This window comes from Desulfarculus baarsii DSM 2075 (assembly GCF_000143965.1).
GTDB classification, from domain to species: domain Bacteria; phylum Desulfobacterota; class Desulfarculia; order Desulfarculales; family Desulfarculaceae; genus Desulfarculus; species Desulfarculus baarsii.
The window spans coordinates 661047-685190 of record NC_014365.1 but is presented as its reverse complement, the minus strand read 5'-3'; the positions used below and the strand labels follow the sequence as shown (position 1 = coordinate 685190).

Annotated in this window: 20 protein-coding genes; 17 read left to right on the top strand and 3 right to left on the bottom strand. The window is 67.8% G+C overall.

All coding sequences use genetic code 11. The annotated features are described in order from the left end of the window. The first annotated feature begins 8 nt into the window (after nucleotides 1–8). From DEBA_RS02995 to DEBA_RS16740, 5 genes are all read left to right on the top strand, one after another. Entirely contained in the window at nucleotides 9–893 is an 885-nt protein-coding gene (locus DEBA_RS02995) for a PHP domain-containing protein (RefSeq protein WP_013257428.1), read from the top strand. Further along, entirely contained in the window at nucleotides 890–1687 is a 798-nt protein-coding gene (locus DEBA_RS16745; RefSeq protein ID WP_013257427.1) for an MBL fold metallo-hydrolase, read from the top strand. Before DEBA_RS02995 ends, DEBA_RS16745 begins: the two co-directional genes overlap by 4 nt. A gap of 158 nt (nucleotides 1688–1845) precedes the next feature. Further along, nucleotides 1846–2448: an NYN domain-containing protein gene (locus DEBA_RS02985; RefSeq protein WP_013257426.1), complete on the top strand. Its 603-nt coding sequence runs from the start codon at nucleotides 1846–1848 to the stop codon at nucleotides 2446–2448. Continuing rightward, on the top strand, nucleotides 2432–3679 hold the full coding sequence (locus DEBA_RS02980) for a GAF domain-containing sensor histidine kinase (protein WP_013257425.1): 1248 nt from the start codon (nucleotides 2432–2434) through the stop codon (nucleotides 3677–3679). Before DEBA_RS02985 ends, DEBA_RS02980 begins: the two co-directional genes overlap by 17 nt. Further along, nucleotides 3680–5434 (top strand): response regulator, encoded by a 1755-nt coding sequence (locus DEBA_RS16740; RefSeq protein ID WP_013257424.1) that lies wholly within the window; start codon nucleotides 3680–3682, stop codon nucleotides 5432–5434. Between the two features lie 68 nt (nucleotides 5435–5502). Here DEBA_RS16740 and DEBA_RS02970 read toward each other — a convergent pair whose 3' ends face one another. Then, nucleotides 5503–7344, bottom strand: coding sequence for a LysM peptidoglycan-binding domain-containing protein (locus DEBA_RS02970; RefSeq protein ID WP_013257423.1), 1842 nt, complete (start codon nucleotides 7342–7344; stop codon nucleotides 5503–5505). 288 nt (nucleotides 7345–7632) lie between these two features. Between DEBA_RS02970 and DEBA_RS02965 the strand changes: the two genes are divergently transcribed. From DEBA_RS02965 to DEBA_RS02930, 8 genes are all read left to right on the top strand, one after another. Continuing rightward, nucleotides 7633–9003 carry a protein-disulfide reductase DsbD family protein gene (locus DEBA_RS02965; RefSeq protein WP_013257422.1) on the top strand — a complete coding sequence of 457 codons (1371 nt, stop codon included), beginning with the start codon at nucleotides 7633–7635 and terminating at the stop codon, nucleotides 9001–9003. A gap of 6 nt (nucleotides 9004–9009) precedes the next feature. Further along, the gene (locus tag DEBA_RS02960; RefSeq protein WP_013257421.1) at nucleotides 9010–10248 is read left to right on the top strand and encodes a metallophosphoesterase; all 1239 of its coding nucleotides are present in this window, start codon (nucleotides 9010–9012) and stop codon (nucleotides 10246–10248) included. A gap of 50 nt (nucleotides 10249–10298) precedes the next feature. Next, nucleotides 10299–10874: a hypothetical protein gene (locus DEBA_RS02955; RefSeq protein ID WP_013257420.1), complete on the top strand. Its 576-nt coding sequence runs from the start codon at nucleotides 10299–10301 to the stop codon at nucleotides 10872–10874. Nucleotides 10875–10921: 47 nt separating this feature from the next. Then, nucleotides 10922–12064, top strand: coding sequence for an MlaE family lipid ABC transporter permease subunit (locus tag DEBA_RS02950; RefSeq protein ID WP_013257419.1), 1143 nt, complete (start codon nucleotides 10922–10924; stop codon nucleotides 12062–12064). A 16-nt stretch (nucleotides 12065–12080) separates the two neighbouring features. After that, on the top strand, nucleotides 12081–12887 hold the full coding sequence (locus tag DEBA_RS02945) for an ABC transporter ATP-binding protein (protein WP_013257418.1): 807 nt from the start codon (nucleotides 12081–12083) through the stop codon (nucleotides 12885–12887). After that, nucleotides 12884–13801, top strand: a complete 918-nt coding sequence (locus DEBA_RS02940) for an MlaD family protein (RefSeq protein ID WP_013257417.1) — start codon at nucleotides 12884–12886, stop codon at nucleotides 13799–13801. Before DEBA_RS02945 ends, DEBA_RS02940 begins: the two co-directional genes overlap by 4 nt. Nucleotides 13802–13823: 22 nt before the next feature. Next, a complete protein-coding gene (locus DEBA_RS02935) occupies nucleotides 13824–14459 on the top strand; it encodes an ABC-type transport auxiliary lipoprotein family protein (protein ID WP_013257416.1) in 636 nt (211 codons plus the stop codon). A 64-nt stretch (nucleotides 14460–14523) separates the two neighbouring features. Then, entirely contained in the window at nucleotides 14524–15840 is a 1317-nt protein-coding gene (locus DEBA_RS02930; protein WP_013257415.1) for a tetratricopeptide repeat protein, read from the top strand. On the opposite strand, the gene DEBA_RS02925 is transcribed toward DEBA_RS02930, so the two are convergent. Beyond that, nucleotides 15837–17648, bottom strand: coding sequence for a chloride channel protein (locus tag DEBA_RS02925; protein ID WP_013257414.1), 1812 nt, complete (start codon nucleotides 17646–17648; stop codon nucleotides 15837–15839). The genes DEBA_RS02930 and DEBA_RS02925 overlap by 4 nt on opposite strands. Before the next feature lie 149 nt (nucleotides 17649–17797). On the opposite strand from DEBA_RS02925, the gene DEBA_RS02920 reads away from it, so the two are divergent. Both DEBA_RS02920 and DEBA_RS02915 read left to right on the top strand, forming a co-directional pair. Further along, nucleotides 17798–18859, top strand: coding sequence for a histone deacetylase family protein (locus tag DEBA_RS02920; protein ID WP_050762208.1), 1062 nt, complete (start codon nucleotides 17798–17800; stop codon nucleotides 18857–18859). A 15-nt stretch (nucleotides 18860–18874) separates the two neighbouring features. Then, complete coding sequence (locus tag DEBA_RS02915) at nucleotides 18875–20593, top strand: AMP-binding protein (protein WP_013257412.1); 1719 nt, start codon at nucleotides 18875–18877, stop codon at nucleotides 20591–20593. Here the strand turns inward: DEBA_RS02915 and DEBA_RS02910 are convergent. Further along, nucleotides 20590–21519, bottom strand: a complete 930-nt coding sequence (locus DEBA_RS02910; protein ID WP_013257411.1) for a spermine/spermidine synthase domain-containing protein — start codon at nucleotides 21517–21519, stop codon at nucleotides 20590–20592. The two genes, DEBA_RS02915 and DEBA_RS02910, sit on opposite strands and share 4 nt — an antisense overlap. 428 nt (nucleotides 21520–21947) lie before the next feature. On the opposite strand from DEBA_RS02910, the gene DEBA_RS02905 reads away from it, so the two are divergent. Together DEBA_RS02905 and DEBA_RS02900 are read left to right on the top strand one after the other, a co-directional pair. Further along, entirely contained in the window at nucleotides 21948–23240 is a 1293-nt protein-coding gene (locus DEBA_RS02905; RefSeq protein WP_013257410.1) for a methyl-accepting chemotaxis protein, read from the top strand. A 92-nt stretch (nucleotides 23241–23332) separates the two neighbouring features. Next, the gene (locus DEBA_RS02900) at nucleotides 23333–23794 is read left to right on the top strand and encodes a ferritin family protein (RefSeq protein ID WP_013257409.1); all 462 of its coding nucleotides are present in this window, start codon (nucleotides 23333–23335) and stop codon (nucleotides 23792–23794) included. The last annotated feature ends 350 nt before the right edge of the window (nucleotides 23795–24144 follow it).

The window sequence follows — 24144 nt, the reverse complement described above, 5'->3', positions numbered from 1 at the left end:
CACGCATCATGACTCAATCTACCACCGCCTTGATCGATTTGCACACCCACACCACCGCCAGCGACGGCTCTTGCCGCCCGGCCGAGGTCGTCGCCGCCGCCAAGGCCGCCGGCCTGGCCGCCGTGGCCATCACCGACCACGACACCACCGCCGGCCTCGACGAAGCCCTGGCCGCCGGCCGCGAACTGGGCCTGGAGGTCATCCCCGGCGTGGAGATCAGCGTCAACGGCGGACCCACCGGCTCGATGCACGTGCTGGGCCTGTTTGTCGACCACCACCGGCCGGATTTTGCCCAGGCCATGGAGCGCCTGCAAGAGGCCCGCGCCCAGCGCAACCCGCAAATCGCCCAAAAGCTGCAAGAAATGGGCGTCGCCGTGACCATGGACATGGTCCGCGCCCACGCCGGCGGCGGGCTGGTTGGCCGGGCCCACTTCGCCCAGGCCATGGTAGAACTGGGCGCGGTGGCCAACCGCCAGGAGGCCTTTGGCCGCTACCTGGCCCGGGGCAAGCCGGCCTATGTCGAGAAATATCGCCTGGAGTGCGACCAGGCCATGGCCCTGCTGCGCGCCGCCGGCGGCGTGCCGGTGCTGGCCCATCCGGGCCTGTTGAAGCAGCCGCCCACGGCCCTGGAGGCGTTGCTGCGCCAGTTGGCGTCCATGGGCCTGGAAGGCCTGGAGGCCCATTATTCCGAGCACGACGAGCTGCTGACAAAACGCCTGCAAGCCATGGCCGGCAAGCTCGGTTTGATCGTCACCGGCGGCTCGGACTTTCACGGCGCGGCCAAGCCCGACATCCGCCTGGGCACGGGCCTGGGCCTGCTGCGCACGCCGGCCAGCCTGCTGGAGCCCCTGCGCCGTCGCCGCGACCGCATCCGCGCCCTGGCCGCCCAGTGAGCGCCGCGCCGGCCATGGCCCTGACCGTGCTAGGCTCGGGCTGCGCCGAACTGAACCCGGCCCGTTCGGCCCCGGCCTATCTGCTGCAACTGGGCCCCCACGCCCTGCTGCTCGACCTGGGCCAGGGGGCCTGGCGCGGCCTGGCCGCCACCGGCGTGGACGCCCAGCAGATCACGGCCGTGCTACTCAGCCACCAGCACCCCGATCATCTGGCCGACCTGTTGCCGCTGCTGTTCGCCCTCAACTACGACCCGCGCCTGAAGGCGGGCGCGCGCATCACCCTGGTCGGCCACCCCGGCCTGGCCGACGTGCTGGCCGGGCTGGAGGCCGTCTTCGGCCACTGGCTGGCCTGGGGCCCGCCCACCCTGCTGGCCCGCTGGCTGGAGCCAGGCCAGGGCCTGGAACTGGCCGGCGCGCGCCTGAGCACGGCCAAGAGCGCCCACACCGCCATGAGCCTGGCCTATCGCCTGGACTGGGCCGGGCGCGGCCTGGTCTACCTGGGCGACTGCCAGGCCAGCGCGGCGTTGGTGGAGCTGGCCCGGGACGCGGCGCTGTTGGTGGCCCACTGCGCCGGCACGGAAACAAACCCCAAGCCGGGCCACATGCCCCCCGAGGCCTGTGGCGAGTTGGCCGCCGCCGCCGGGGTCAAATCGCTTCTGCTCAGCCACTTCCGGGCCGAGGACGACCCGGAGGCGGCCAGGGCCGCGGCCGGGCGATTGTTTGGCGGGCCGATCTGGGCCGCCCACGACCTTATGCGCCTGGCCGTCGGTCCAGACGGCGCGCGGCCCATTTGAGCCCGCGCCGCCCCGTAAGGCCGAAAATCGTTGTTTTTTGCGCCTTGGCCTGATGTTATAAACAACGGGTCAGGGCGTGTTTTTTTGGGCGTGATCGTTTAATTAATCACGGGCCGCCGCGCCTCGCCGGGCGGCCCCATTTGGGCGGAGGCAAGGCCTTGCACGACAAGCGCGTGGCCGTCTTGATCGACGGCGGTTACATGGACAAGATCCTCTACGAGGCCGGCAGCATGAAGGTGAGCTTCTCCCGGCTGGCCAACAAGCTGGCCCGGGGCAAGCCGTTGCTGCGCACCTATTATTATCATTGCCTGCCCCACCTCTCCCAACGCCCCACGCCCGAGGAGCAGACCTTCTACGCCAACAAGGAACGTTTTTTCAACGCCCTGCGCCGCCTGGACGACTTCGAGGTGCGCCTGGGCCATCTGGCCCCCCGCGGCTGGGACAACGCCGGCAACCGCATTTTGGAGCAAAAGGGCGTCGACGTCTATCTGGCCGTGGACGTCTGCCGCCTGTCCTACACCGGCTCCGTCTCCGAGATCATCCTGGTGGCCGGCGACGGAGACCTGGCCCCGGCCGTGGCCCTGGCCAAGGATCTGGGCATCAAGGTCTGCCTGTGGTTCGGCGAAAGCCCCAGCACCAGGGTCTCGGAACAACTTTGGTACATCTGCGATCAACGGCGGGCCCTTGACGTGGCCATCCTCGAGGAATGCCTGCTTTCGCCGGCCCCCGAGCGGAGAGACAACGATGCCGGACAGCTCTGACGCCACCGCCCACGCCCGCGAGGACGGCAAAAAACTACGCAGCCTGCTGGAACTGACCCGCGTGCTGGCCCAGGCCGAGCTGGACCTGGGCACGCGCCTGCAAGAGCTGGTCAAGGTGCTGGCCCGCCTGGCCAAGGCCGAAAAATGCTCGCTGATGCTGGCGGAGGGCGGCCGGTTGGAAGTGCGGGCGGCCACCAACCGCGGGCTGGTGGGCCTGCAGACGCCCACCGAGCAGTTGGCCGTCTCCACCGAGGTGCTGCGCAGCGGCAAGGCCGTCTGCCTGGCCAACATCGCCGAAAGCCCCTTCGCCGCCCTGGGCCGCCACGGCGACGCCAGCAGCTACCGCACCGGCAGCTTCATGTGCCTGCCGCTCAAGGACGATGGCGTGAGCATCGGCGTGTTGAACCTCTCGGACAAACGCGGCCAGCCCCACTTCGACGACGACGACCTGTTCCTGGCCCAGGCCATGGCCGACCAAGTCGCCGTGCTGATCAGCTTCAGCGCCATGCACCAGCGCCTGGACCAGGCCTACCAGGATCTGCGCCGCAGCCAGCGGGCCAAGGAAGAGCTGATGAACATGCTCTTCCACGACATGAAGGCCCCCTTGACCGCCCTCAAGGAGGTGCTGCGACTGCTGGCCGCCGACAAGCTGGCCCCCCAGGAGCGCGGGCGCTACCTGGCCCTGGCCGGCCTGGACACCGAGCAGCTCTGGCGCCGGGTGAGCAACCTGCTCGACCTGGGCCGCATGGAGGACGGCCAGATGCCCCTGCGCCCCGTGCCCCTGCGGCCGGCCCAACTGGCCGCCGAGGTCATGGACGCCTTGTCGTCGGTGGCCGGATTTTATGGCGTCAGCGCCCGGCTCCTGGCCCAGGCCGACCCCGAGATAGTCGCCGACGAAGACCTGACCGAGCGCATTTTGCAAAACATCCTGGTCAACGCGCTGAAATTTTCCGCGCCCGAAAACGGCGGCGGCGGCCAGATCGAAGTGCGCGTCGACGCCGACGAGCGCTTCGCCCTGATCGAGGTGCGCGACAGCGGCCCCGGCGTGGACCCGGCCCTGGGCCGCGATATCTTCCAGCGCTACGCCCACGGCGGCGGGGCCGGCTCCAGCGGCCTGGGGCTCTATTTCTGCCGGCGGGCGGCCTGGCTGCTGGGCGGCGAGATCGCCTTGCGCAACACGCCCGGCGGCGCTTGCTTCGTGATCAGCCTGCCCCTGGAGGGCGGGCGCTAGGTGCCCGGCCACCCGCCCGAGCGGGAGCCGGCGACCGGCGAAGGCGTCACGGCCGAGTTGCGGGCCATCGACGAGCGGGCCATGCGCCTGGAACGGGTGGACCGGCGGCAGTGCGCGGCCCTGGTGGCCGACGACATGCCCACCATGCGCTTACTGCTGGCCCAGAGCCTGCGCGAGGCCGGCTTCGATAACGTCGTCCAAGCCGCCGACGGCGCGGCCGCCCTGGCCCAACTCGAGCGCCACGGCTGCGAACTGATCCTGGCCGATTGGAACATGCCCGGCGTCGACGGCCTGGAGCTGCTGGGCCGCGTGCGGGCCCATCCGCGCCACGGCGACGTCATCTTCATCATGGTCACCGCCGAAAACGCCGACGACCGCGTCTTGCAGGCCATCGGCCACGGCCTGGACGACTACCTCACCAAGCCCGTCAGCCCCGAAAAGCTCAGCCGCCGCCTGGAGCTGATCCTGGCTCGGCGGCGCGCCGCCGCCCGCGCCGCGCGCCTGGAGGCCATGGGCCTGCCCGAACGGGCCATGGACGAATACCTCATGGCCGCCCGCAACAATCCCCAGGCCCGCTGGCCCCAGTTCGGCCTGGGCGAGCTGCTGCTGCGCCACGGCCGCCTGGACGAGGCCCGGCAGTGCTATCAGCGCCTGCTGCGTCAGAGCCCCCAAGCCGCCGCGGCCATGGTCGGCCTGGGCCGGGTGGCCCTGCAAGGCGGCGACGCGGCCAGCGCCCAAAGCCTATTTCAGTGGGCCAGGGAGGCCAATCCCGCCTATGGCGGCGCGGTCGACGCCCTGACCGAACTGCACCTGGCCCAGGGCCGGCCCGAACAAGCCGCCGAGGTTCTGGCCCAGGCCGACGACATGCCCGGCGGTCTGGGGGCCCATCGCCTGGCCCGCCAGGCCCGTCTGTTCCACGATCTGGGCCAGGCGCGACAGGCCGATCAAGCCCTGCAACGGGCCCTGGCCCAAGACCCCGCCCTGGCCGATGGCCCGGAGGGGTTGCTGGCCGCGCGCTGCGGCCTGGCCCTGGGCCGCCCCGCCAAGGCCGTCCAGGCTCTGCGCCGCCTGGCCCGCCAAACCGATCAGCCGCGCCTGAAGATCGAAGCCTGGCTCATGCTGGCCGAAGCCCACCTGAGCCAGGGCCGGCCGGAGCAGGCCGAGGAGGTCTTCGCGCGCATGGCCCAGGCCGACGCCTGGCCCGCCGGCCAGCGGCCCTTTGCCTTGCACCGCCTGCACGCCGTGGCCGCCGCGGCCTATCTGCGCCAGGGACGGCCTCAGGCCGCCGCCGAACTGGTGGCCGTCAGCCGGCTCATGGCCCCCGACGACGCGGAAAACCTGGCTTGGCTCGACCATCTGACCAGCCAATTGGACGCCCGGCCGGCCGACGCGCCCGCCGCCCTGGCCAGCGCCGAGGAATACGGCCGGCGCGGGTTGGAGTTGGCCGCCCAGGGCCTGCACGATCAAGCCCTGGCCCAATACCGCCTGGGCCTGGCGGTCGAGCCGGAGGCGGGCCGGCTGCACTTCAACGTGGCCAAACTGCGCCTGCGCGCCGGCCAAAACGAGGCCGCCGCCGAAAGCCTGGCCCTGGCCCGCCGCCACGGATTGGCTCAGGGCGATTGGGAGCTGCTGGAGCGCCTGGCCGAGTTGCTGTTATCCCTCGACGACGCCCTGGCCGCCCGCAAGATTCTTCTGGATATCCTGGAGCTGGCGCCAGGCCGGCCCACGGCCCAGGCCCTGCTCGATCAAATCTGAGACCGCCCCAAACAAACGGGCCGCCCCCCGAGGGAAGCGGCCCATGCTCGGCGTTGGCGGCCCGGCGGCTATTGCACGCGCAGGGTGTCGCCCACGCGGATGTTGTCGCCGCGCAGGCTGTTGAGGCGGCGCAGCTTGCTGGCCGAGACGTTGAAACGCCGGCTGATGCCCGAGAGGGTGTCGCCCTTGCGCACGCGGTAGGTCTTTTCGGGGCCGGCGGAAGAGTCGTTGACGCCGGATTCGTCGGCGGAAGCCACCACCAACTGACCGTTGCCCGTGGCGATCTTGGACGGCGAGGACTTGTGGATGGTCAGGCGGTCGCCCACTTCCAGCCTGTTGCCGCGCATTTTGTTCCAGCGCTTGATGTCGGCGGTGCTGACGCCGTGAGCCTGGGCGATCTCCCACAGGTTGTCGCCACGGCGCACCACGTAGGTGCGGCTCTGGGCCTTGGCCGTGGCCCGCTTGGCCTCGGCCTTGGACTGGGGCACGTAGAGCACCAGGCGGTCGCCGGCCTGGATGTTGCCGGAACGCTGGCCGTTCCAGCGGCGCACGTCATGCCAGTCGAGGTTGTAGCCCTGGGCGATGTCCCACAGGGAGTCGCCGGGCTTGACCTTGTAGACGATTTTGCGCGTGCCCTGGCGGGCCGGCGGCACGGTGCTGGAGGCCGACAGGCTGGCCCGCCGCCGCGAGGAGACCACGGGGGCGTCGGCTTCGGCGTAGGCCACCGCGCCGCGGCCGGGCGAGACGATGATCTTTTGGCCCACGCGCAGGCTGTTGGGCTTGACCTTGGGGTTGAGGGCCACCAGGTCGGACAGGCGCATGTGGTGCGTCTTGGCGATGCGGCCCAGGGTGTCGCCCCGCCGCACGCGCACGGCGGCCACGCCGGTGTGGGCCTGGCGATCCTTGGGCGCCAGCTTGGCGTAGCCCTGCTCGAACTGGGCCCTGGCCCCAAACGGAATCTTAAGGGTGTATTTGCCGCTGGGCGGCGTGCACCAGCGACGCAGCTCGGGGTTGAGGGCCTTCAGCTCGCTGTTTTTGACGCCGGCCAACTTGGCGGCCACGTCCAGGCTGGTGCCAGGGTGGACCCGCACCTCGTCGAACTGCATCGGCGGCCAATATTTGAGGTCGTTGAAGCCGAACTTCTCGGGGCTTTTGGCGATGATGGCCGCGGCGATCATGCGCGGGACGTATTGGCGGGTCTCGTCCTTGAGGTAGTCGCGGTGGTGCCGGCTGATGGACCAGAAGTTGTTGGCGTTGTATTTTTTCAGGGCGCGACGGATCTTGCCCTCGCCGGCGTTGTAGGCGGCGGCGGCCAGGTACCACGAGCCGAACTCGGCGTAGAGGTCGCCCAGGTATTGAGCGGCGGCGTGAGTGCTCTTGACCGGGTCGCGGCGCTCGTCGACCCAATAATCGATGCGCAGGCCGAAACGCTTGCCCGTGCCGGCGATGAACTGCCACGGCCCCACCGCCGCGGCGGTGGAGTAGGCGTTGCAGTTGAAGCCGCTCTCGATCAGCGCCAGATAGACCAGATCCTCGGGCAGGCCGTATTGCCGCAGGACGCTACGCATCATGGGGATGTAGCGACCCGAGCGCTCCAGCCACATGCGGAAACGTTTGGGGATTTTGTTCTGGAACAGGTCGATGCCCTGCTCGACCTCGGCGTTGATGGTGATGGGGATGTCGTATTCGACCTTGTTGGGGTCGCATTCGTCGGGGGCGGGTTTTTTGGAGACGACCTCGGGCTCGCCAAGGGCTTCGAGCTCCTCGGCGATGCCGGCCTTGATCTGCTCCTGCTGGTTAACCGGCGGGCAAGTCTTCCCCGAGGCATGGTCTCCGCGCTGTTGCGTCGTGGCGCAACCCGACAAGGCCAAGACCGCGACGACCAGACTGACAATCAGTTTTTTCCTCATGAGCCCTCGCCCCGTTGATATCAGCACTTCTTGTAGTGGTTTCAGCAGGCTGATGAAAGCATCGCCGATATGGCTAGCACAGCATATTGCGTTTCTAGATACCAGAAAAAACTTGAGGTTGTAAAGATGAATCGTTGTTTTCATTAATTTTTTTTGCGCGACAAAAGGTCGGCGGCTGATATGATCCGGGAAAGCTTAGCTTTTGTTTGACCGGGGCCGCGCCCAGAGGTTAAATTTAGCTCCAACGGGAGGCCAATCCCCACCACAGAGCCAGGAGAAATCGCCCCCATGCCCAGCGCGCGCGTCAGCAAATTCGCCGCCACAACGTCGGCGACAATGTCCTTTATCCTGGTGGGCGCGGCCTTTTTCGTGGCCGGCCCGGCCTGGGCCGCCGACGAGGCCGCCAGCTTCAGCGGCCGCTCGTTGCCGGTGGTCATGGCCCTTTCGTTCCTCATGGGCCTGCTTTTGAACGCCACGCCCTGCGTCTATCCGGTCATTCCCATCACCATCAGCTATTTCGGCGCGCGCGACTCCGGCGGCAAGGGCGGGGCGATGCTGGCGGCGCTGTTGTACTGGGCCGGCATCACGGTGATGTATTCGGCCCTGGGCACGGCGGCCGCCCTCACCGGCGGCATCCTCGGCCAGGCGCTATCGTACACGCCGGTGATCATCATCCTCTCGGCGATCCTGGTGGCGCTGGCGCTGAGCATGTTCGGCCTGTGGGAGGTGCGCATGCCCACCGGCCTGACCAGGGTCGCGGCCAAAAACCGCGCGGGCCTGAGCGGCTCGTTTTTCATGGGCCTGTTTTCGGGCGTGCTGGCCGCGCCCTGCGCCGGGCCGGTGGTGGCCGGCCTGATGGGCCACGTGGCCGAGGTGGGCAGCCCGCTTTATGGCCTGGCCGTGTTTGTCGCCCTGTCGCTGGGCCTGGGCCTGCCACTGGCCTTGGTGGCCCTGTTTTCCGAGCGCATCGCCGCCCTGCTGCCCCGCGCCGGCGACTGGATGATCTGGGTGCGCAAACTGTTCGGCTTTTTGCTGCTGGCGGCGGCCGCCTACGTGGCCATGCCCCTGCTGGGCCAGGACGCCGGCCGCTGGCTGCTGGCCATGATCATCGCCGCCGGGGCGGTCTACCTCGGCTTCGTGCACAAGGGCGGGGCCAGGTTCTTCGTCTTTTTCAAAAAAGCCTTCGGCGTGGCGGCGCTGGTCGCGGCGGCGTTGGTGGTCTGGCTGCTCCAGGCCCCGGACACCCACGTGGCCTGGGAGAAATTCACCATGCACGCCGTGCGCCAGGCCGTCAACGAGCACCGGCCCATGGCCGTCAAGTTCACCGCCGAATGGTGCGCCTACTGCAAGGATCTCCAACGCACCACCTTCAGCGACCCGCGGGTGATCAAGGCCCTGGGCCCGTTCAAGACGCTGGTGGTCGACCTGACCGCCGGCACGCCCAAGGAGCGGCGCATCGCCCGCCAGATGGAAGTGCCCGGCCTGCCCACGCTGGTTTTCCTCGATGGCTCCGGCGGCATGATGCGCGAGGTGACATTGGTCGGCTACGAAAACGCCGACGAGTTTCTCCTGCGCATGAAAATGGTCGACGTCGCCTTGCGGCAAGACGGCGCGGACCGAGCCAAACCGGCCATCATCGGCCAATCCGACGAGGAGTAAACGCCCATGACCCTGCGCCGCCTGGGGCCAAAGCTAGCCATCGTCCTGCTGCTCATCGCCCTGGGCGCGGCCCAGGCCTGGGCCGGCAAGGCCATCGTCGTGGGTGGCCTGTGCCTCGACGAGCAAAGCCGGCCCGTGGCCGGCGTCATCGTCAGCGACGAACGCGCCGTGACCCGAAGCGACGCCGAGGGCGCCTTCAGCCTGGGCACCGAGGACGATCGCCTGATCTGCCTGAGCGCCCCCGACGGCCAGGCCATCGAAGGCCCATGGTGGTTGCCCGCCAGCCAGGTCCAGGGCCCCCTGACCGTGCGCCTGCGCTCGGCGGCCCTGGCCGGTCCCTTGCGCCTGGCCATCGTCTCCGACCCCCATCTGTTCGACCCGAGCTGCAAGCCCGACTTCGTCGGCCTGACCGACGCCATGGCCCAAAAGCCCATGGAGTTCTGGGCCAAGGCCGTGAATCTGGTGGCCCAAAGCAAGCCCGACCTGACCGTGGCCCTGGGCGACATGTGCTTCGACGCCGACAAGCAAGGCCCCGCCCACGCCCAGGCCCAGATGGCCCTGGCGGCCAAGGCCGCGGCCATGCTGCCCCAGCCCTGGCGTTCGGTCCCCGGCAACCACGACGTGCGCTACGACGACGGCGCGGTGCATCTGCAATATTATCGCGCCCAGTTGGGCCCGGCCCGTCATGTCTACCTGGCCGGCGGCGTGGCCCTGATCATGTTCGACAACATCGCCCTGGGCCAACGCCCCGACGGCAAGGCCAAAAACTGCGGCGGAACCAGCCCCGAGGCCCTGGCCTGGCTGGAGGAGTTGCTCGAGGTTCTGCCCGCCGACAAGCCGCTTGTGCTTCTGGCCCATTTCCCCATGGCCTCGGCCATCGTCGGCTCCAACCCGCTGCACAAAAGCTCGCTGCTGCGAATCGACGAAAAGCCGGGCATGGCCCTGCGCGACGCCGACCAAAACCGCGACAAGGCCCTGGCCTTGCTGCAAGGCCGCCGTCTGGCGGGGTGGTTCAACGGCCACGAGCACATCGGCCACGTGGGCGTCCTTTACAGCCGCCAGGGCGCGATCAGCCTGGCGACCGCGCCGGCCATCTGCGGCCGCTGGTGGGCCGGCGACATGGAATGGGGCCCGCTGAGCTTCGCCCCCGGCTGGCTGGAAGTAAGCGTCGCCGTCACGGCCGACGGCGTGACCATCACACCGGTGATGCACGCCTTCACGCCGGCGCTGGACCTGCACCCCTAAGCTGGCCGCCGGTGATAGTTATGCTATACTGCGCCCAGAGGAACCCGGTCATGCATCATTACGCACAGTCATATCGCGCGTTTCTGGCGGCCTGGGCCCTGGCCCTGCTGGTCCTGCTGGCCGTCGGCTGCGAGCGCAATCGCGGCAGCGAGGCGGCCCAGGGCTTTGTCAGCGGCAACAAGGAGCTGATCGACAACCTCTCGACCGATCTGGCCCAGGCCCTCGCCGCCGCCGACGACGCCAAGGCCAACAAGATCGTCGACGACTTTTTCGCCCAGGCGCAAGCGGATAAACGCCCCTTGAACGTGGGGATTCTGGTGTTGGGGGCAAAAGGCCAGGTGATCAGCAGCCGTTACCCCGACCCCAAGGACAAGACGGCGGTGATCAAGTCCGAGGACGATTTCAACTACTCGCAGTACAAAAAAATAGACAAAGTGCTTTCCAAGGGCAAAACCACCAGCACCATCCTCTACACCGTCAAGCACAAGGTGTACATGGTCTGTTCGCCGCTCAAGCATGGCAACGCCATCGTCGGCGCGCTGTGCGTGGCCCGCGTGCCCTCGGTGATGGGCCCGCCCCTGGAGATTCCCGACGCCGAATTCCTCGAGCTGTCGTTCAACGATTGACCCCCGCGGGCGGGCTCGCCAAAGGCCGTCCGTGATGCGCGAGGCTGATGATCAGAGCCCACCACGACAGCGTGCTCTCTCTGGAGGCCCACGGCCACGCCGGCGGCGACCTGCATGTCAGCCTGCGCGGCCGGCTGGGCGTCAACCAGTTGCCCGAGTTTCAGACGGCCATCGCGCGGGTGCTCAAGGAACTGGCCCCCAGGTCCGTGCTGCTGGATCTGTCGCGGCTGGACTACCTCGACACCTCGGGGGCCATGGCGGTGAAGATCTGGGCCGCCGCGCCGCCCCAGGATCTGGCCGTGCGCCTGGAGGCCGGCCAAAGCCGCTTCCGCGACATGCTGGCCCTGATCGACGTGGATCAGGTGCGCAAGCCGGCCATCAACCCCGACAAGCGCGACGCGGGCATGCTGGAAGGCATGGGCCAGTCGGCCCGCCGCATGGGCGAGCAGATCGGCCAGCTTTTGGCCTTCGTGGGCCAGGCCACCAAGAGCGTCCTGATGGTGGTGGCGCGGCCGGCCACGCTACGCATGGGCGACGTGCTGGCCTACATGCAGCAGGTAGGCGTGGACGGCCTGCCCATCGTCTCGCTGATCGGCCTGCTTCTGGGCATGATCATGGCCTTCATGTCGTCGTTGCAGCTCAAATCCTTTGGCGCCGACGTCTACGTGGCCACCCTGGTGGCCGTGGCCATGGTCCGCGAACTGGGGCCGATCATGACGGCGATCCTGGTGGCCGGCCGTTCGGGGTCGTCGTTCGCCGCCGAGATCGGCACGATGAAGGTCAACGAAGAGGTGGACGCGCTGACGGTGATGGGCTACGATCCGGTGATCTTCCTGGCCCTGCCCAAGGTCATCGCCGCCGTGCTGATGGTGCCGCTGCTGACGCTTTTTTCCATCGCCGCGGCGATCATGGGCGGTTTGATCGTGGGCGTGGCGGGCCTGGACCTGACGCCCTACACCTACTTGAACGAGTCGATCTCCAGCTTCGACGCCGGCGACCTGATGACCAGCATGTTCAAGGCCGCGGTGTTCGGGCTGTTGATCGCCGTCATCGGCTGCCAGAAGGGCTTCACCGTCGAGGGCGGGGCGGCCGGCGTGGGCAAGGCCACCACCAGCGCGGTGGTGGCGGCGTTGTTTTTGATTATCGTCACCGACTCGGTGTTCGCCATAATCCAATACTATTTCCTGTGACGCGGAGGCGGCGCTGGTGAACAGCCTTGCGGCCATAACCCCACCGGAGCCCGGCGAGCCGATCATCAAGGTGCGCGGGCTATCGGTGCGTTTCGGCGAGCTGGAGGTGCTGCGCGACGTCAGCTTCGACGTGATGCGCGGCGAGATTCTGGTCATCGTCGGCGGCAGCGGCTGCGGCAAGACGACGTTGCTGCGCCACATCATCGGCCTGCACCAGCCCAACGCCGGCCGCGTGGAGTTCTCCGGCGTCGACGTGCACAACGCCTCCAGCCGCCAGACGCGCGCCCTGCGCCGCAGCTTCGGCATGCTCTTCCAGTCCGGGGCGCTTTTGGGCTCGATGAACCTGGCCGAAAACATCTGCCTGCCCCTGGAGGATCACACCAGCCTCTCGGACCGCGAGATGCTCCAGGTGGCCCAGATGAAGCTCTCGCTGGTGGGCCTGGCCGGCTTTCAGAACCATCTGCCCGCCGAGATCTCCGGCGGCATGAAAAAGCGCGCCGGCCTGGCCCGGGCCATGGCCCTGGACCCGCTGGCCCTGTTTTTCGACGAGCCGTCGGCCGGCCTGGACCCGATCACCAGCGCCGAACTGGACGCGCTGATCCTGGACCTGAACAAGGCCCTGGGCACGACAATGATCATCGTCAGCCACGAGCTGGCCTCCATATTCGCCATCGCCCACCGGGTGATCATGCTCGACAAATCCAAAAAGGGCCTCATCGCCCAGGGCGATCCGCGCTGGCTCAGGGACAATTCGCCCGATCCGCTGGTGCGCAACTTCTTCGGCCGCAATCCCGGCGGCGTCGAGGGAGCAAGGACCAAATGAGCAGCAAGAGTTCCAACGTGCGGCTGGGCCTGTTCGTGCTCAGCGGCATCACCCTGGCCGTGGTCATTCTGGTGTGGATGGGCGCCGCCAAATACATGAAGGGCGCCACCACCTACGTGACCTTCTTCGACGAATCGGTGCAGGGCCTGCAGATCGACTCCAGGGTCAAGTACCGCGGCGTGGAGGTGGGCCGGGTCACCGACGTGCGGGTGGCCCCCGACTTCCGCCTGATCGAGGTGGTCATGGAGATCGGCTTCGATGGCGACCTGTCCCACGACATGGTGGCCCAGCTTCAGACCATCGGCATCACCGGCATCATGTTCGTCGAACTGGACCGCCAGCGCCCCGGCGACAAAGCCGAATCACCGGTGATCAACTTCGCCGCCGAGCACCCCATCATCCCTTCCAAGCCCTCGGAGATGCACCGGCTGCTGGGCGTCATCGACCGCATCACCAACCAGATCAGCCGCATCGATTTCGAGGCCCTGGGCAACGACATCAATCAGACCATCAAGGGCGTGCGCGACCTGGTGCAGGACGGCGCCCTGAAAAAGACCGTCGACAACATGCAGGCCACCGCGGCCAACCTGGAAAGCATCACCGCCCTGGTGCTCAGCGAGGTCAAGGGCGGCGAGTTGCGCAAGGCCGTCAAGAGCTTCAACACCGGGGCCCAGTCCTTCGACGCGCTGATGGGCGAAGCGCGCCAGGCGCTCAAGGATCTGCGCCTGAAGGAAACCGCCGGCCAGGTGCGCGAGTTGGCCGCCGTGCTCAAGGATCAGACCGTGGCCATCGCCCAACTGACCAGGCGCACCATGGTCAACCTGCGCAGCAGCTCCGGCCGCTTGGACAACCTGCTGCGCCGCCTGGAGATGAACCCCTCCTACCTGATCTTCAGCGAACCACCCGAGCAATGACGGCCACGGGGGAGAAAGACATATGTTCCAAACCAAACGCCTGATCGCCGCCGCCGCCCTGCTGGCCCTGGCCCTGGGCGCGCCGGGCTGCCTGAGCAAGCCCATGATCACCGAGCATCAATACATGTTCGAGTACGCCGCGCCGCGCCCGCCGGCCTGGCCGCCGCTCAAGGCCGGCCTGGCCATCAACGACCCCACCGCCGCCGCCGGTTACATCGACACGGCCATGATCTTTCGCTCGGGGCCCTATCAGCGCCAGAGCTACAACTACAACCGCTGGCGCGTCACGCCGGCCGAAATGGTCGGCGACTTTTTGCTGCGCGACTTCCAGGCCAGCGGCCTGTTCGAGGCCGTCTTCGACAGCCAGGACGACGCCAACGCCCGCTTCTTCCTCGACATCGGCGTCGAGGATCTCCTGGCCGACCGGGCCGGCGGCGGCCAGCTCGAAATCGCCCTCTTGGCCACCCTCACCGACATCGAGCACTCCCGCCTGCCCCTGCGCGTGGTCTTCCAGAAGCGCTACGCCGTGGCCCAGCCCATGGCCGGCGACTCGCCCAAGGAAATGGCCAGGGCCGCCAGTCAGGCCATGGAGGCCCTCAGCCGGCGGTTGATCGGCGATTGCTATCAGGCCATGGCCAAGCGGCTGACCCAACCGTGAAAAAGGCCGGCCGCGCCACTGCCCAGGCGTCGCCGGCCCGACCGGCAACGCCCCGATGAGCCTGATGCTGTGGCTTTGGACGATCCTGACCGGCTCCAAGTTCAAGGCCCTGGCTCACGAGGGCCAACGCCTGCTGCGCACCGGCCGGGCCAACGAGGCCATGGACGCCTTCCGGGCCATGGTCAAGGGCTGGCCCCAACAGCCCGAGGGCTACCTGGGCATGGCCGCGGTCTACCAGGCCATGAGCCTGCGCCTGGAGGCCGCCCGCGAAAAGGCCATCGGCCAGGGGCTGACCCACCTGGCCACCCATCCCGAAGACCTGCGCGCCCGCCTGGAGGTGGCCGAGGCGCTCATGGATAAGGAGATGTTCGACTGGGCGGCCCACCACGCCGACCTGGCCCTGCGCCTGGCCCCCGAGGATCAGAAAGTGCTGCGCCTGGCCGCCCGGGCCCACCGCCGCAACAACAACCACCGCAAGGCCGTGGTGGCCCTGCGCCGGGCCCTGCGTCAAGACCCGCTTGACCCGGAGCTCTACGATCTGCTGACCGCTAGCCTGCGCGCCTCGGGCAATCACGCCGAGGCCGCGCGCATCGGCTCGCTGGGCGAGGCCCTCCAGGCCCTCAAGGACAACCCCACCGACCCCGGCTGCCTGGTCAACGCCGTGCGCCAGTTCCTCACCGCCGGCTATCTGCGCCTGGCCGTGGAGCTGGTCGAGAGCTGCGTGGCCCAGGGCGCCGATCATCCGCGCATACACCTGCTGCGGGCCAGCCTGATGCTCGAGGACCGCAAGCCCAAGGAGGCCCTGGCCGCCTTGCACAAGGCCATGGCCCTGGACCCGCTCAACCTGGATGTCCACCGCCTGCTCACCGACGTCCACGAGATCCTCAGCGAGGGCAAGCAGGCCGACTATCATCGGCGCCTGGTGCGGGTGCTGGGCTCGCTGGGCGACGCCACGACCATGGCCGCCAACATGGTGGTGCAGATCAGGGTCTTGGTCGAGTTGGGCAATTTCCCGGCCGCCCACCAGCTCTGCCAAAACCTGGCCCGCGACTTCCCCAAGGACTGGCGCGCCTTTTACGCCCACGGCCTGCTGGCCCGCGAGGAAGGCGACCTGGCCGCCGCCGAAAGGCACCTCATGGCCGCCAAGGAGCGCAACGACACCAGCCCGGAGGTGCACATGGAGATCGCCCGCCTGCGCACGGCCCTGGGCGAAAAGATCGAGGCCGTGGGCGAGGCCAGGGTGGCGGTCAAGTTGGCCCCGCGCGACGGCGAAATCCGCCGGGCCATGGCCCAGGTGCTGCGGCAAAACGGCTTCATGGATCAGGCCATCGAGGAGGAAGACATCGCCGAGGCCCTGGAGAAAAGCCAGGGCAAACGCTAGGCGGCCGCGCGCCGGCGGCGGCTGACCTCCTGATGATAGGCGGCGATGACGTCGGCGTGGTCCAGCAGGCCCAAAAGCCGGCCGTCGGCCGTCACGGGCAGTTGGCCGTGGCCCGAATCAAGGAATTTGAGCAGGGCGGAGTATAGATCGTCGCCCAGGGCCAGGGCCGTCGGCGGTTCGGCCAACTCGCCCACCACCACCAGATGGGCCAGCGAATCCTCGAAAAGCACCTTGCGGATGGCCGCCACCGGCAACACGCCGATCAGCGCGCCGGCCTGGTCCAGCACGGGAAACAACGATTGGTGACTGTCGGCGATATGCCGGCGCAGTTGGGCGAAATTCTCGTCGGGCCGCAGGCCGATCACCGGCCGGTCGGCCGCGAAGACGTCGGCCACGGTGAGGGTCTCGAGGACGTTGACGGTCAGGTCGGCCTCGTGGGCCGGGCTCTGGAATTTGTTCAAAAGCTGCTTGGTGTAAATGCTCGAACCGCGGTTGAACAAGATGGCGATCATCGAGACGATCATCAGCGGCGGCAGCAACTGATAGCTGGCGGCCATCTCCGAGACCATTATCAACGAGCCCACCGGCGCCTTGGCCGCGCTGGCGAAAAAGGCGGCCATGCCCACCAGCACGTAGGCCCCCGGCTGCTGGACGATCTCGGGGAAAAGCATGTGGCCCACCTGGCCCACCACCCCGCCGATCATCCCGCCGATGAATAGCGTCGGTCCGAACACGCCGCCCGAGCTGCCGCTGCCGATGGTCAGGCTGGTGGTGACCATCTTGAACCCCGCGGCCAGGCACATCAGGCCCAGGCCCAGTTGGCCGTAGATGGCCAACTGCATGTAGCCGTAGCCGCCGCCGATGGCCTCGGGCACGGCCAGGGCCACCAGGCCCACGCCCACCCCGCCCAGCATGGGCCGATATTGCCGGGGCACGTTGGTCAGGCCCCGGAAGAACTCACGCGAGCGGTTGAACATGGACACGTAGCCCATGCCGATGGGCGCGCAGATCAGGCCCAGAACGGCGTAGGCCAACAGCTCGCGGGGGTCGTGAAAGACAAAGTGCGGCGAGCCGAACACCGGCGCGAAACCAAAGAAAAACGTGAACATGCAATAGGCGATCACCGAGGCGATGACGCAGGGGATGATCGCCTCCGACTCGAAATCCTCGCTGTAGAGCACCTCGATGCTGGTGATGGCCGAGCCCAGCGGCGCGCGGAAGATCGAACCCAGGCCGGCCGCGCAGCCGGCCAGCATGTAGATGCGTCGCTCGTGGGCGGGAATTTTCAGCGCCTGGGCCAGCCACGAACCGAAACCGGCGCCGATCTGGGCGATGGGCCCTTCGCGGCCCACCGAGCCGCCGCTGGCCAGGGTGATGATCGAGGCCGCCGACTTGATGAAGGGCACCCGCCCGCGGATGGTGCCGCCTTTGTTATGGAAGGCGTCGATCATGGCGTCGGTGCCCTCGCCTTCGGCCTCGGGGGCCAGGGCGTTGACCAGAAGCCCCGAAGCCAGGCCGCCCAGCACCGGCAAAAGCGCCAAGAGCCACGGCCGATAGGGCGTGGTCACGGCCATGTGCACCACGCGTTCGCCATCGGGCCCGGGGATCTGGGCCCCGGCCAGATAGCCCAACACGAACCAGCAGGCCCACTCCAGGCACAGGAAAAAGGCCATGGCCCCTAGGCCGGCCACCACGCCGATGAGCACCGAGACGAGAATGCGCCGCACGGTCTGGCGGCGCAGCAGGCCGACGAGGCGGTTGACGGGCCGCGTGGGGGGGTGTTTTTGCTCCGGGGCCGTTGGGTTCACGGATCAAGCTCACAATCGTTCACACTGGTTGGCCAGTCTGGCAAATTATACCCATGAGAGACCGCTGTCAAGGCGCGGGGCCGCAGGCAATATTTCACATCGGCGCTTGCGCGCGGGGCCGGGCCTGTGTCACCATCCATGATGGTTGCATGTGCCATAAAACGCTGGATGAATCCATGCTCCAGGTGCAAATTGTCCGCGACGACCGCTATCTGCGCCACAAGACCGGCCTGAGCCATCCCGAGAGCCCGGCCCGCCTTAGCGCGGTTTATCGCATGCTCGACTGGGACCACCCCGGCGGCTTCATCGAAAAACAGGCCCGGCCCATCACCCTGGAGGATCTGGAGCGCGTGCACACGCCGGCCTACGTGCGCATCATCCTGGCCACCGCCCGCCAACGCCTGACCCACCTGGCTCCCGACACCATCGCCAGCCGTGACAGTTGCCTGGCCGCCTGGCTGGCCGCCGGCGGCTGCGTGCTGGGCGTCGACGACCTGCTGGCCGGTCGATGTCAGGCCTGCCTGGTGCTCTGCCGGCCGCCGGGCCACCACGCCCTGGCCGACCGGGCCGGCGGGTTTTGCATCTTCAACAACCTGGGCCTGGCCGCCCGCCACGCCCTGCGGCGCGGCCTGCGACGCGTCCTGATCGTCGACTGGGACATCCACCACGGCAACGCGTTGCAGAATCTATTTTACGCAGACGACAGAGTGGTTTATCTTTCCACTCATCTGCCAAACGCCTATCCTTTCACCGGCAAGCTGGGCGAGGTGGGCGTGGGGCCTGGCGCGGGGCACACCATCAATCTGCCCCTGCCGCCAAAATGGGGCGACAACGACGCCATGACCCTTTACCGGGTGGTGCTGGAGCAACTGGTGGAGCGCTTTTCTCCCGAAATGATCATGGTCGCCTGCGGTTTCGACGCCCATTTCCGCGATCCCATCGGAGCCACGCTGCAAACCGAGGCCTCCTACGCCGGCCTGGCCCAATTGGTGGCCACCCTGGGCCCGCGCAACAACGACATCCCCCTGCTGCTGGCCCTGGAGGGCGGCTACGACCCCGACACCCTCACGGCCTGCGTGGCCGAGGTCTTGGCCGCCCTGCAAGACCAACGCCACGGCCAAGCAGTCTGGAGCGCCCAGAGCCAAAAAGCCGACGAACTGCTGGCCAGGGCCGGCCGGGTCCACGCCGGCTTCGGCCTGTGGCTGGATTGACGGCGAGGATCGGCGATGGTCTCCAAGATAAAGGCCGGCGACGTAACCTCCAACCTTTACGACTACCAAAAGGCGCGGGAGAGCTTTTCCTGGGATCAGGCCGAGGCCCTGTTCACCTGGGCCGGCGGCCGGCGCATGAACATCGCCCACGAGGCCGTCGACCGCTGGACGGTCTGCGCCCGCGACGCCCGGCGGCGGGCCCTGGTCTGGGACGACAGCATCATGGTGCGCACCTATTCCTTCGAGGACGCGCGGGCCATCAGTTGCCGCTGGGCCAACTTGCTGGCCCAGGTCGGCCTGGGCCTGGGCGGCCGGGTGCTGACCCTGCTGCCGCCGGGGCCCGATGTGATCTGGGTGCAGTTGGCCGCCGCCCGCCTGGGCGCGGCTTATTGCCACCTGCGGCCGGGGCTGTCGACGGCCGTTTACGGCAGCCTGATCCAGCGCCTGCGGCCCGACGTGGTCGTCACCACCGCCGGGGTGGGCGATTTCCCCTGGGAGCTGGCGCCCGAGGGCTGCGCCATGGTCTACCTGCGCGGCCTGGCCCCGGGCCGCCTGGCCCGCGAACACGCCGCCCTGGAGCTTTTGCCCCAGATGTCCGACCACCTGGAGCCGGCCTGGGTCGAGCGCGATCACATGCTGCAGATCGTCCACGCCGAAAACCCCGAAGGCCCGCCCAGGCTGGTCTGGGGCGCGGTGGAGTCGATGGTGGGCTATCTGATCAGCGCCCGCTGGGCCCTCAATCTGCGGCCCGATTCGCTGCTTTTGGTCGACGGCCACACCTCGGGCACGGTCTTCAGCGTCTACGGCGTGTGGGGGGCCTGGCTCTGCGGGGCGGCCAGCCTGCTGTTGACCGGGCCCTTTTCGGCCGAACGCTGGCGAGGGGCCCTGCGGCACCACAAGGTGAGCGTGTGGTACACCATGCCGCCGTTTTTGCGCCGACTGCGCGCCGCCGGCGATCGGCCAGGCGAAGTGGGCCAGTTCGCCGCCCTGGAGCATCTGGCCACGGTGGGCAACCGCCTGGAGATGGAAGATTTTTTCTGGACGCGCAACAACTTCGGCCGGCCGCCCCACCAAAACTGGTGGACGGTGGAGACCGGCATGATCGCCGTGGCCAACTTCCCCTCGATGGACCTGAAGCTGGGCTCCAGCGGCCGGCCCATGCCCGGCCTGGATGTCAAGGTGCTCGACGGCGAGGGCCGGCCGGCCCATCTGCTGACCATCGGCGACCTGTCGCTGCAAGCGCCCTGGCCGGCCATGGCCCGCGGCTTCATCGACGACGACGAGGCCTACCTCCGGCGCTTCCGGGCCGGCCGCTGGCTGCAAACCGGCGACATGGCCGCCTACGACGAGGACGGCTATATCTATCTGCAGGGCCGTCAGGACGACCTGATCCGCGGCGTGGGCCGCATGGTCGGGCCCTTCGAGGTCGAGCAAGCCCTGACCGCCGACCCCCGCGTGGCCGAGGCCGTGGCCGTGGCCAGCGCCCTGCCCGACGGCCAGCCGGCGCTGAAGGCCTTCGTGGTGGCCGCGCCGGGGCAAGAGCCCGACGACGAACTGCGCGCGTCCCTGCTGGAGATGCTTGCGCTGGCCATCAGCCCCGATGGGCCGGTGGCCGGGCTGGAGTTTCTGCCCAGACTACCCCGAAACGCCCAGGGCAGGCTGATCAGGCGGGCGCTGCGCGCGCTGGACCTGGGCCTGCCGCTGGGCGACGTCAGCAACCTCAAAAGCCGCTAGCGGCCCTCCTGGCCAAAGCGCGGGGGGGCGGCCAGGGTGTAGATCACATCGGTCCGCTCCACGGCCTGGCGGATGTGCTTGGGCGTTTGCAGCATGCCCAAAAGCGTCTGGCCGTCGATGAGCTTCAGTTCGCTTTGCAGCATGCGGCCCAAAAGCTCGTCCACGGCCTGGGGCTCGGGCCGCGTGTCCAGGGGCTCTTGCGAGCACAGCACGAAGCCCCACGGCCGGCCATAGCTGGGCGTGTGCGAACAATACGAGCGCGTGTGGGTAAAAACCGCGGCCAGGGTCTTGACCATGCGGGCGTGCGGGGCCAGTTCCACCGGCGAAACCGGCCCGGCCTGGATGACCATCTTGCCGCCGGGGGCCAGGGTCTGGCGAGCCATCTCATAAAACTCGCGGGTGAAGAGCTTGAACGAAGGCCCTTCCTCCAGGGGATCGGTCAGGTCGCTGATGATCACGTCCCAGGCCTCGCGGGTGTCTTCCAGATATTTCCAGGCGTCGTCGAAGACCAGCTCCAGGCGGGGATCATCCCACGCGCCCTGGTGCATGACCTCCATGTGTTCCCGGCAGGCCTCCACCACCGGCTGGTCGATGTCGACCATCACCACCCGCTCGACGCTCTTCCAACGCAGGGTCTCGCGGATCGTCGCGCCCTCGCCGCCGCCCAGGATCAGCACCTTCTTGGGCGCGCCGTGGGCGATCATTGCCGGCTGCACCAGCGGCTCGTGATACAAAAACTCGTCGGCCTGCGAACTCTGCCACTTGCCGTCCAAAACCAAGGCCCGACCGAACGAGGGGCTGTGAACCACGTACATCTCTTGGTACTTGGTCTTTTCGTGGGCGATCACTTCGCTTACGCCATGGTGATACACATCCCAGTCGGTGATCACCTCGGTCACCCAGATGGAAGTCTCGGCGCCGCTCATGGGCTCATCTCCAGATTTGTATGTCGAGAAAACAACACAACCCCGGGCCACGGGGCCGGGGCGGTCAGGCATGGGGCCGGTGGGGGCCGTGATAGCTCGGGCTTTTCGCCGTCACGGCAAAAAGCCCACCTTTGACTTGGACATTTTTCGCAAAAGATTATCCCAGGCCGCCGGGATTGTCCAGACCGCCGGCCAAAAAGAATCGCCGCGCCAACGGCCGCCAGCAAACCTACCATCCAGTACGATTGCGCCCAAGTTATCGCACATCGCGGTGGGATCGACGGCCGACATTTTGGTTTGACTGGCGCTATCAAGCCGAAATGAAAGCGCTTGTCGCAATTTGCCGTTGCCGCGTCACTGCTTGGCATTGTCATTGCTTGCCTGTTATGATAACCAGCCACGGTATACAAAATGGAGTTTTTTCGCCGATGCCTGCCCTATTCGACAACAGCCTGCGCCGCCAGGCGCTGGAGGCCATGCGCCGCGTGGCCGAAAATCGCTGGGATCTGGCCGAGGCCGCCCCGCCACCCCGCCGTGGGCCGCTGAGGCTGGCGGCCCGGTTGTTCAACGCCATGCAGGCCCGTTTGCGGGCCACGGTGCAATCGCTGGCCGCCGAATCGGTGGCCCTCTCCCAGGGCGCGCCTCAGTTGGCCCGCCTGGCCAGCGAGTTGGAGCAAGCCGCCCGCCATCAGGCCAACCGCTCGCGCGATATCGCCGCCGCCGGCCGGGCCATGGCCCAAAGCGTGCGCCAGATCGCCGCCAGCACCGAACAGGCCGTGGCCTGCTCGGCCCAGGTGGCCCATACCACATCCCAGATGCAGCAGCACTCGCGCAGCATCGGCCAGACCATGGGCATGATCCGCAAGGTGGCCAGCCAGACGCGGCTGTTGGCCATCAACGCCGCCGTGGAGGCGGCCCGCGCCGGCGAGCACGGGGCGGGGTTCGCCGTGGTGGCCGCGGAGGTGCAGGCCCTGGCCGATCAGACCATGAGCGCCGCCCTCAAGGTCGAGGAGCTGCTCTCGGCCATCGGCGTGGGCGTCGATCAACTGGCCCAGGCCGTGGGCGATGGCGCGGAGTTCGGGCCCGGCCAGGGCGCGAGCGCCGGCCTGCACGGTCTGCTCAGCGCCATCGCCAAGGCCGGCCAGGACCAGGACGCCGAAGTGAACGCCATCTCCCGCGACATCGAGCAGGTGGCCGCCGCCGCCCAGCAGCAGGCCGAGGCCGTGGCCAGCGTCAATCAACTGGGCCAGATGGCCCGCGAGCGCGCCGACGGCCTGCTGACCACCTTGGGCCAGTTCCGCCTGGAGGCCCACCACCAGGCCGCGCGCATGGTCGAGGCCATCGCCGCCAATCCCGATATCGCCTCCATGGACCGCCGGCGGCAGGAGGCGGCCATGCGCGCCAGCATCGGCCGTGGCGAGGTCTTCGAGCTGCTCTACATCACCGACGCCCGCGGCCGCCAGGTCACCGACAACATCGCCCCCAGCGGCTTCAGCGCCGCCTACGGCTCCAGCGGCCACGGCCGGGACTGGTCGAGCCGGCCCTGGTTCAAGGGCGTGGCCGAAAGCGGGCGGGCCTACGTCTCCGACATCTACCGCTCGGCGGCCACCGACGACTTCTGCTTCACCGTGGCCGCGCCGCTACGCGGCCCCGACGGCCGCATGATCGGCGTGCTGGGGGCCGACGTGCAGTTCGCCAAGATGCTTTCCGACGCCCGCTGAACGCATGGCCTCTCTAAAACCGGCGCGCCTGTGTTAGACTTTACCCATGCGGCTCGCCGCGATCTTTGGCCACGCCCGTGAAGGAGAGCGTAATGACCAATTTCGCTTCGGTTGATCAAATACTGGATTTCGCCATCGAAAAAGAAGATCAGGCCGTGCGCTTCTATACCGGCCTGGCCGCCGGCATGGAAAAACCCTGGATGCGCGAGTTGTTCCGCGATTTCGCCGACCAGGAGCTGCGCCACAAGACCAAGCTGGAGGAAGTCCGCGCCGGCGGACAACTGCGCGCGGCCGCCGACAAGGTGGCCGATCTGCGGCTGGCCGACTATCTGGCCGACGTCGATGTGGTCGACGGCGGCAAAATGACCTACGCCGAGGCCCTCAACGTGGCCATGAAGCGCGAAAAGGCCGCCTTCAAGCTATACGCCGACCTGGCCGCCGCCACCGACGATCAGCGCCTCAAGGACGCCTTTCTCTCCCTGGCCCACGAAGAGGCCAAGCACAAGCTTTACCTGGAAGTGCAGTACGACGAGACCATCCTGACCGAAAACTGATCCAAGCCCGCCCATCCGGCGGCCGTGAGCGCGCCGCCCTGGTCCTCGCCGACCGGGCGGCGTGTTTTTTTAGCCGTTTTTTTGGCGCGCGGCCAAAAATAAAGCCCCCCACCCGCCGCCCGGAAGATCGTACCCTTGCACCATTATTGGCCGGCAATTTATAGCCCAGGTAAATTATCTTGCGAAATAAAATGCGACTATATATTATGGCCCCGATCACAATAACGTGACGACGAAAAACCGACGTGATTTTGAAATGTCCTGTCGCAATCGTTTATTGCCTCCTCGCATGATCGGGCGCTCGGCCAACCGGCCGCCGGCGCCTTTCCCCGCCGCATCGGCCGTTCGTC

Bases quoted from the DNA above. Each gene is read 5' to 3' on its own strand.
- DEBA_RS02995 (WP_013257428.1), top strand. From the start codon at position 9: ATGACTCAATCTACCACCGCCTTGATCGATTTGCACACCCACACCACC.
- DEBA_RS02980 (WP_013257425.1), top strand. From the start codon at position 2,432: ATGCCGGACAGCTCTGACGCCACCGCCCACGCCCGCGAGGACGGCAAA.
- DEBA_RS02970 (WP_013257423.1), bottom strand. From the start codon at position 7,344: ATGAGGAAAAAACTGATTGTCAGTCTGGTCGTCGCGGTCTTGGCCTTG.
- DEBA_RS02965 (WP_013257422.1), top strand. From the start codon at position 7,633: ATGCCCAGCGCGCGCGTCAGCAAATTCGCCGCCACAACGTCGGCGACA.
- DEBA_RS02960 (WP_013257421.1), top strand. From the start codon at position 9,010: ATGACCCTGCGCCGCCTGGGGCCAAAGCTAGCCATCGTCCTGCTGCTC.
- DEBA_RS02955 (WP_013257420.1), top strand. From the start codon at position 10,299: ATGCATCATTACGCACAGTCATATCGCGCGTTTCTGGCGGCCTGGGCC.
- DEBA_RS02950 (WP_013257419.1), top strand. From the start codon at position 10,922: ATGATCAGAGCCCACCACGACAGCGTGCTCTCTCTGGAGGCCCACGGC.
- DEBA_RS02940 (WP_013257417.1), top strand. From the start codon at position 12,884: ATGAGCAGCAAGAGTTCCAACGTGCGGCTGGGCCTGTTCGTGCTCAGC.
- DEBA_RS02935 (WP_013257416.1), top strand. From the start codon at position 13,824: ATGTTCCAAACCAAACGCCTGATCGCCGCCGCCGCCCTGCTGGCCCTG.
- DEBA_RS02930 (WP_013257415.1), top strand. From the start codon at position 14,524: ATGCTGTGGCTTTGGACGATCCTGACCGGCTCCAAGTTCAAGGCCCTG.
- DEBA_RS02920 (WP_050762208.1), top strand. From the start codon at position 17,798: ATGTGCCATAAAACGCTGGATGAATCCATGCTCCAGGTGCAAATTGTC.
- DEBA_RS02915 (WP_013257412.1), top strand. From the start codon at position 18,875: ATGGTCTCCAAGATAAAGGCCGGCGACGTAACCTCCAACCTTTACGAC.
- DEBA_RS02910 (WP_013257411.1), bottom strand. From the start codon at position 21,519: ATGAGCGGCGCCGAGACTTCCATCTGGGTGACCGAGGTGATCACCGAC.
- DEBA_RS02905 (WP_013257410.1), top strand. From the start codon at position 21,948: ATGCCTGCCCTATTCGACAACAGCCTGCGCCGCCAGGCGCTGGAGGCC.
- DEBA_RS02900 (WP_013257409.1), top strand. From the start codon at position 23,333: ATGACCAATTTCGCTTCGGTTGATCAAATACTGGATTTCGCCATCGAA.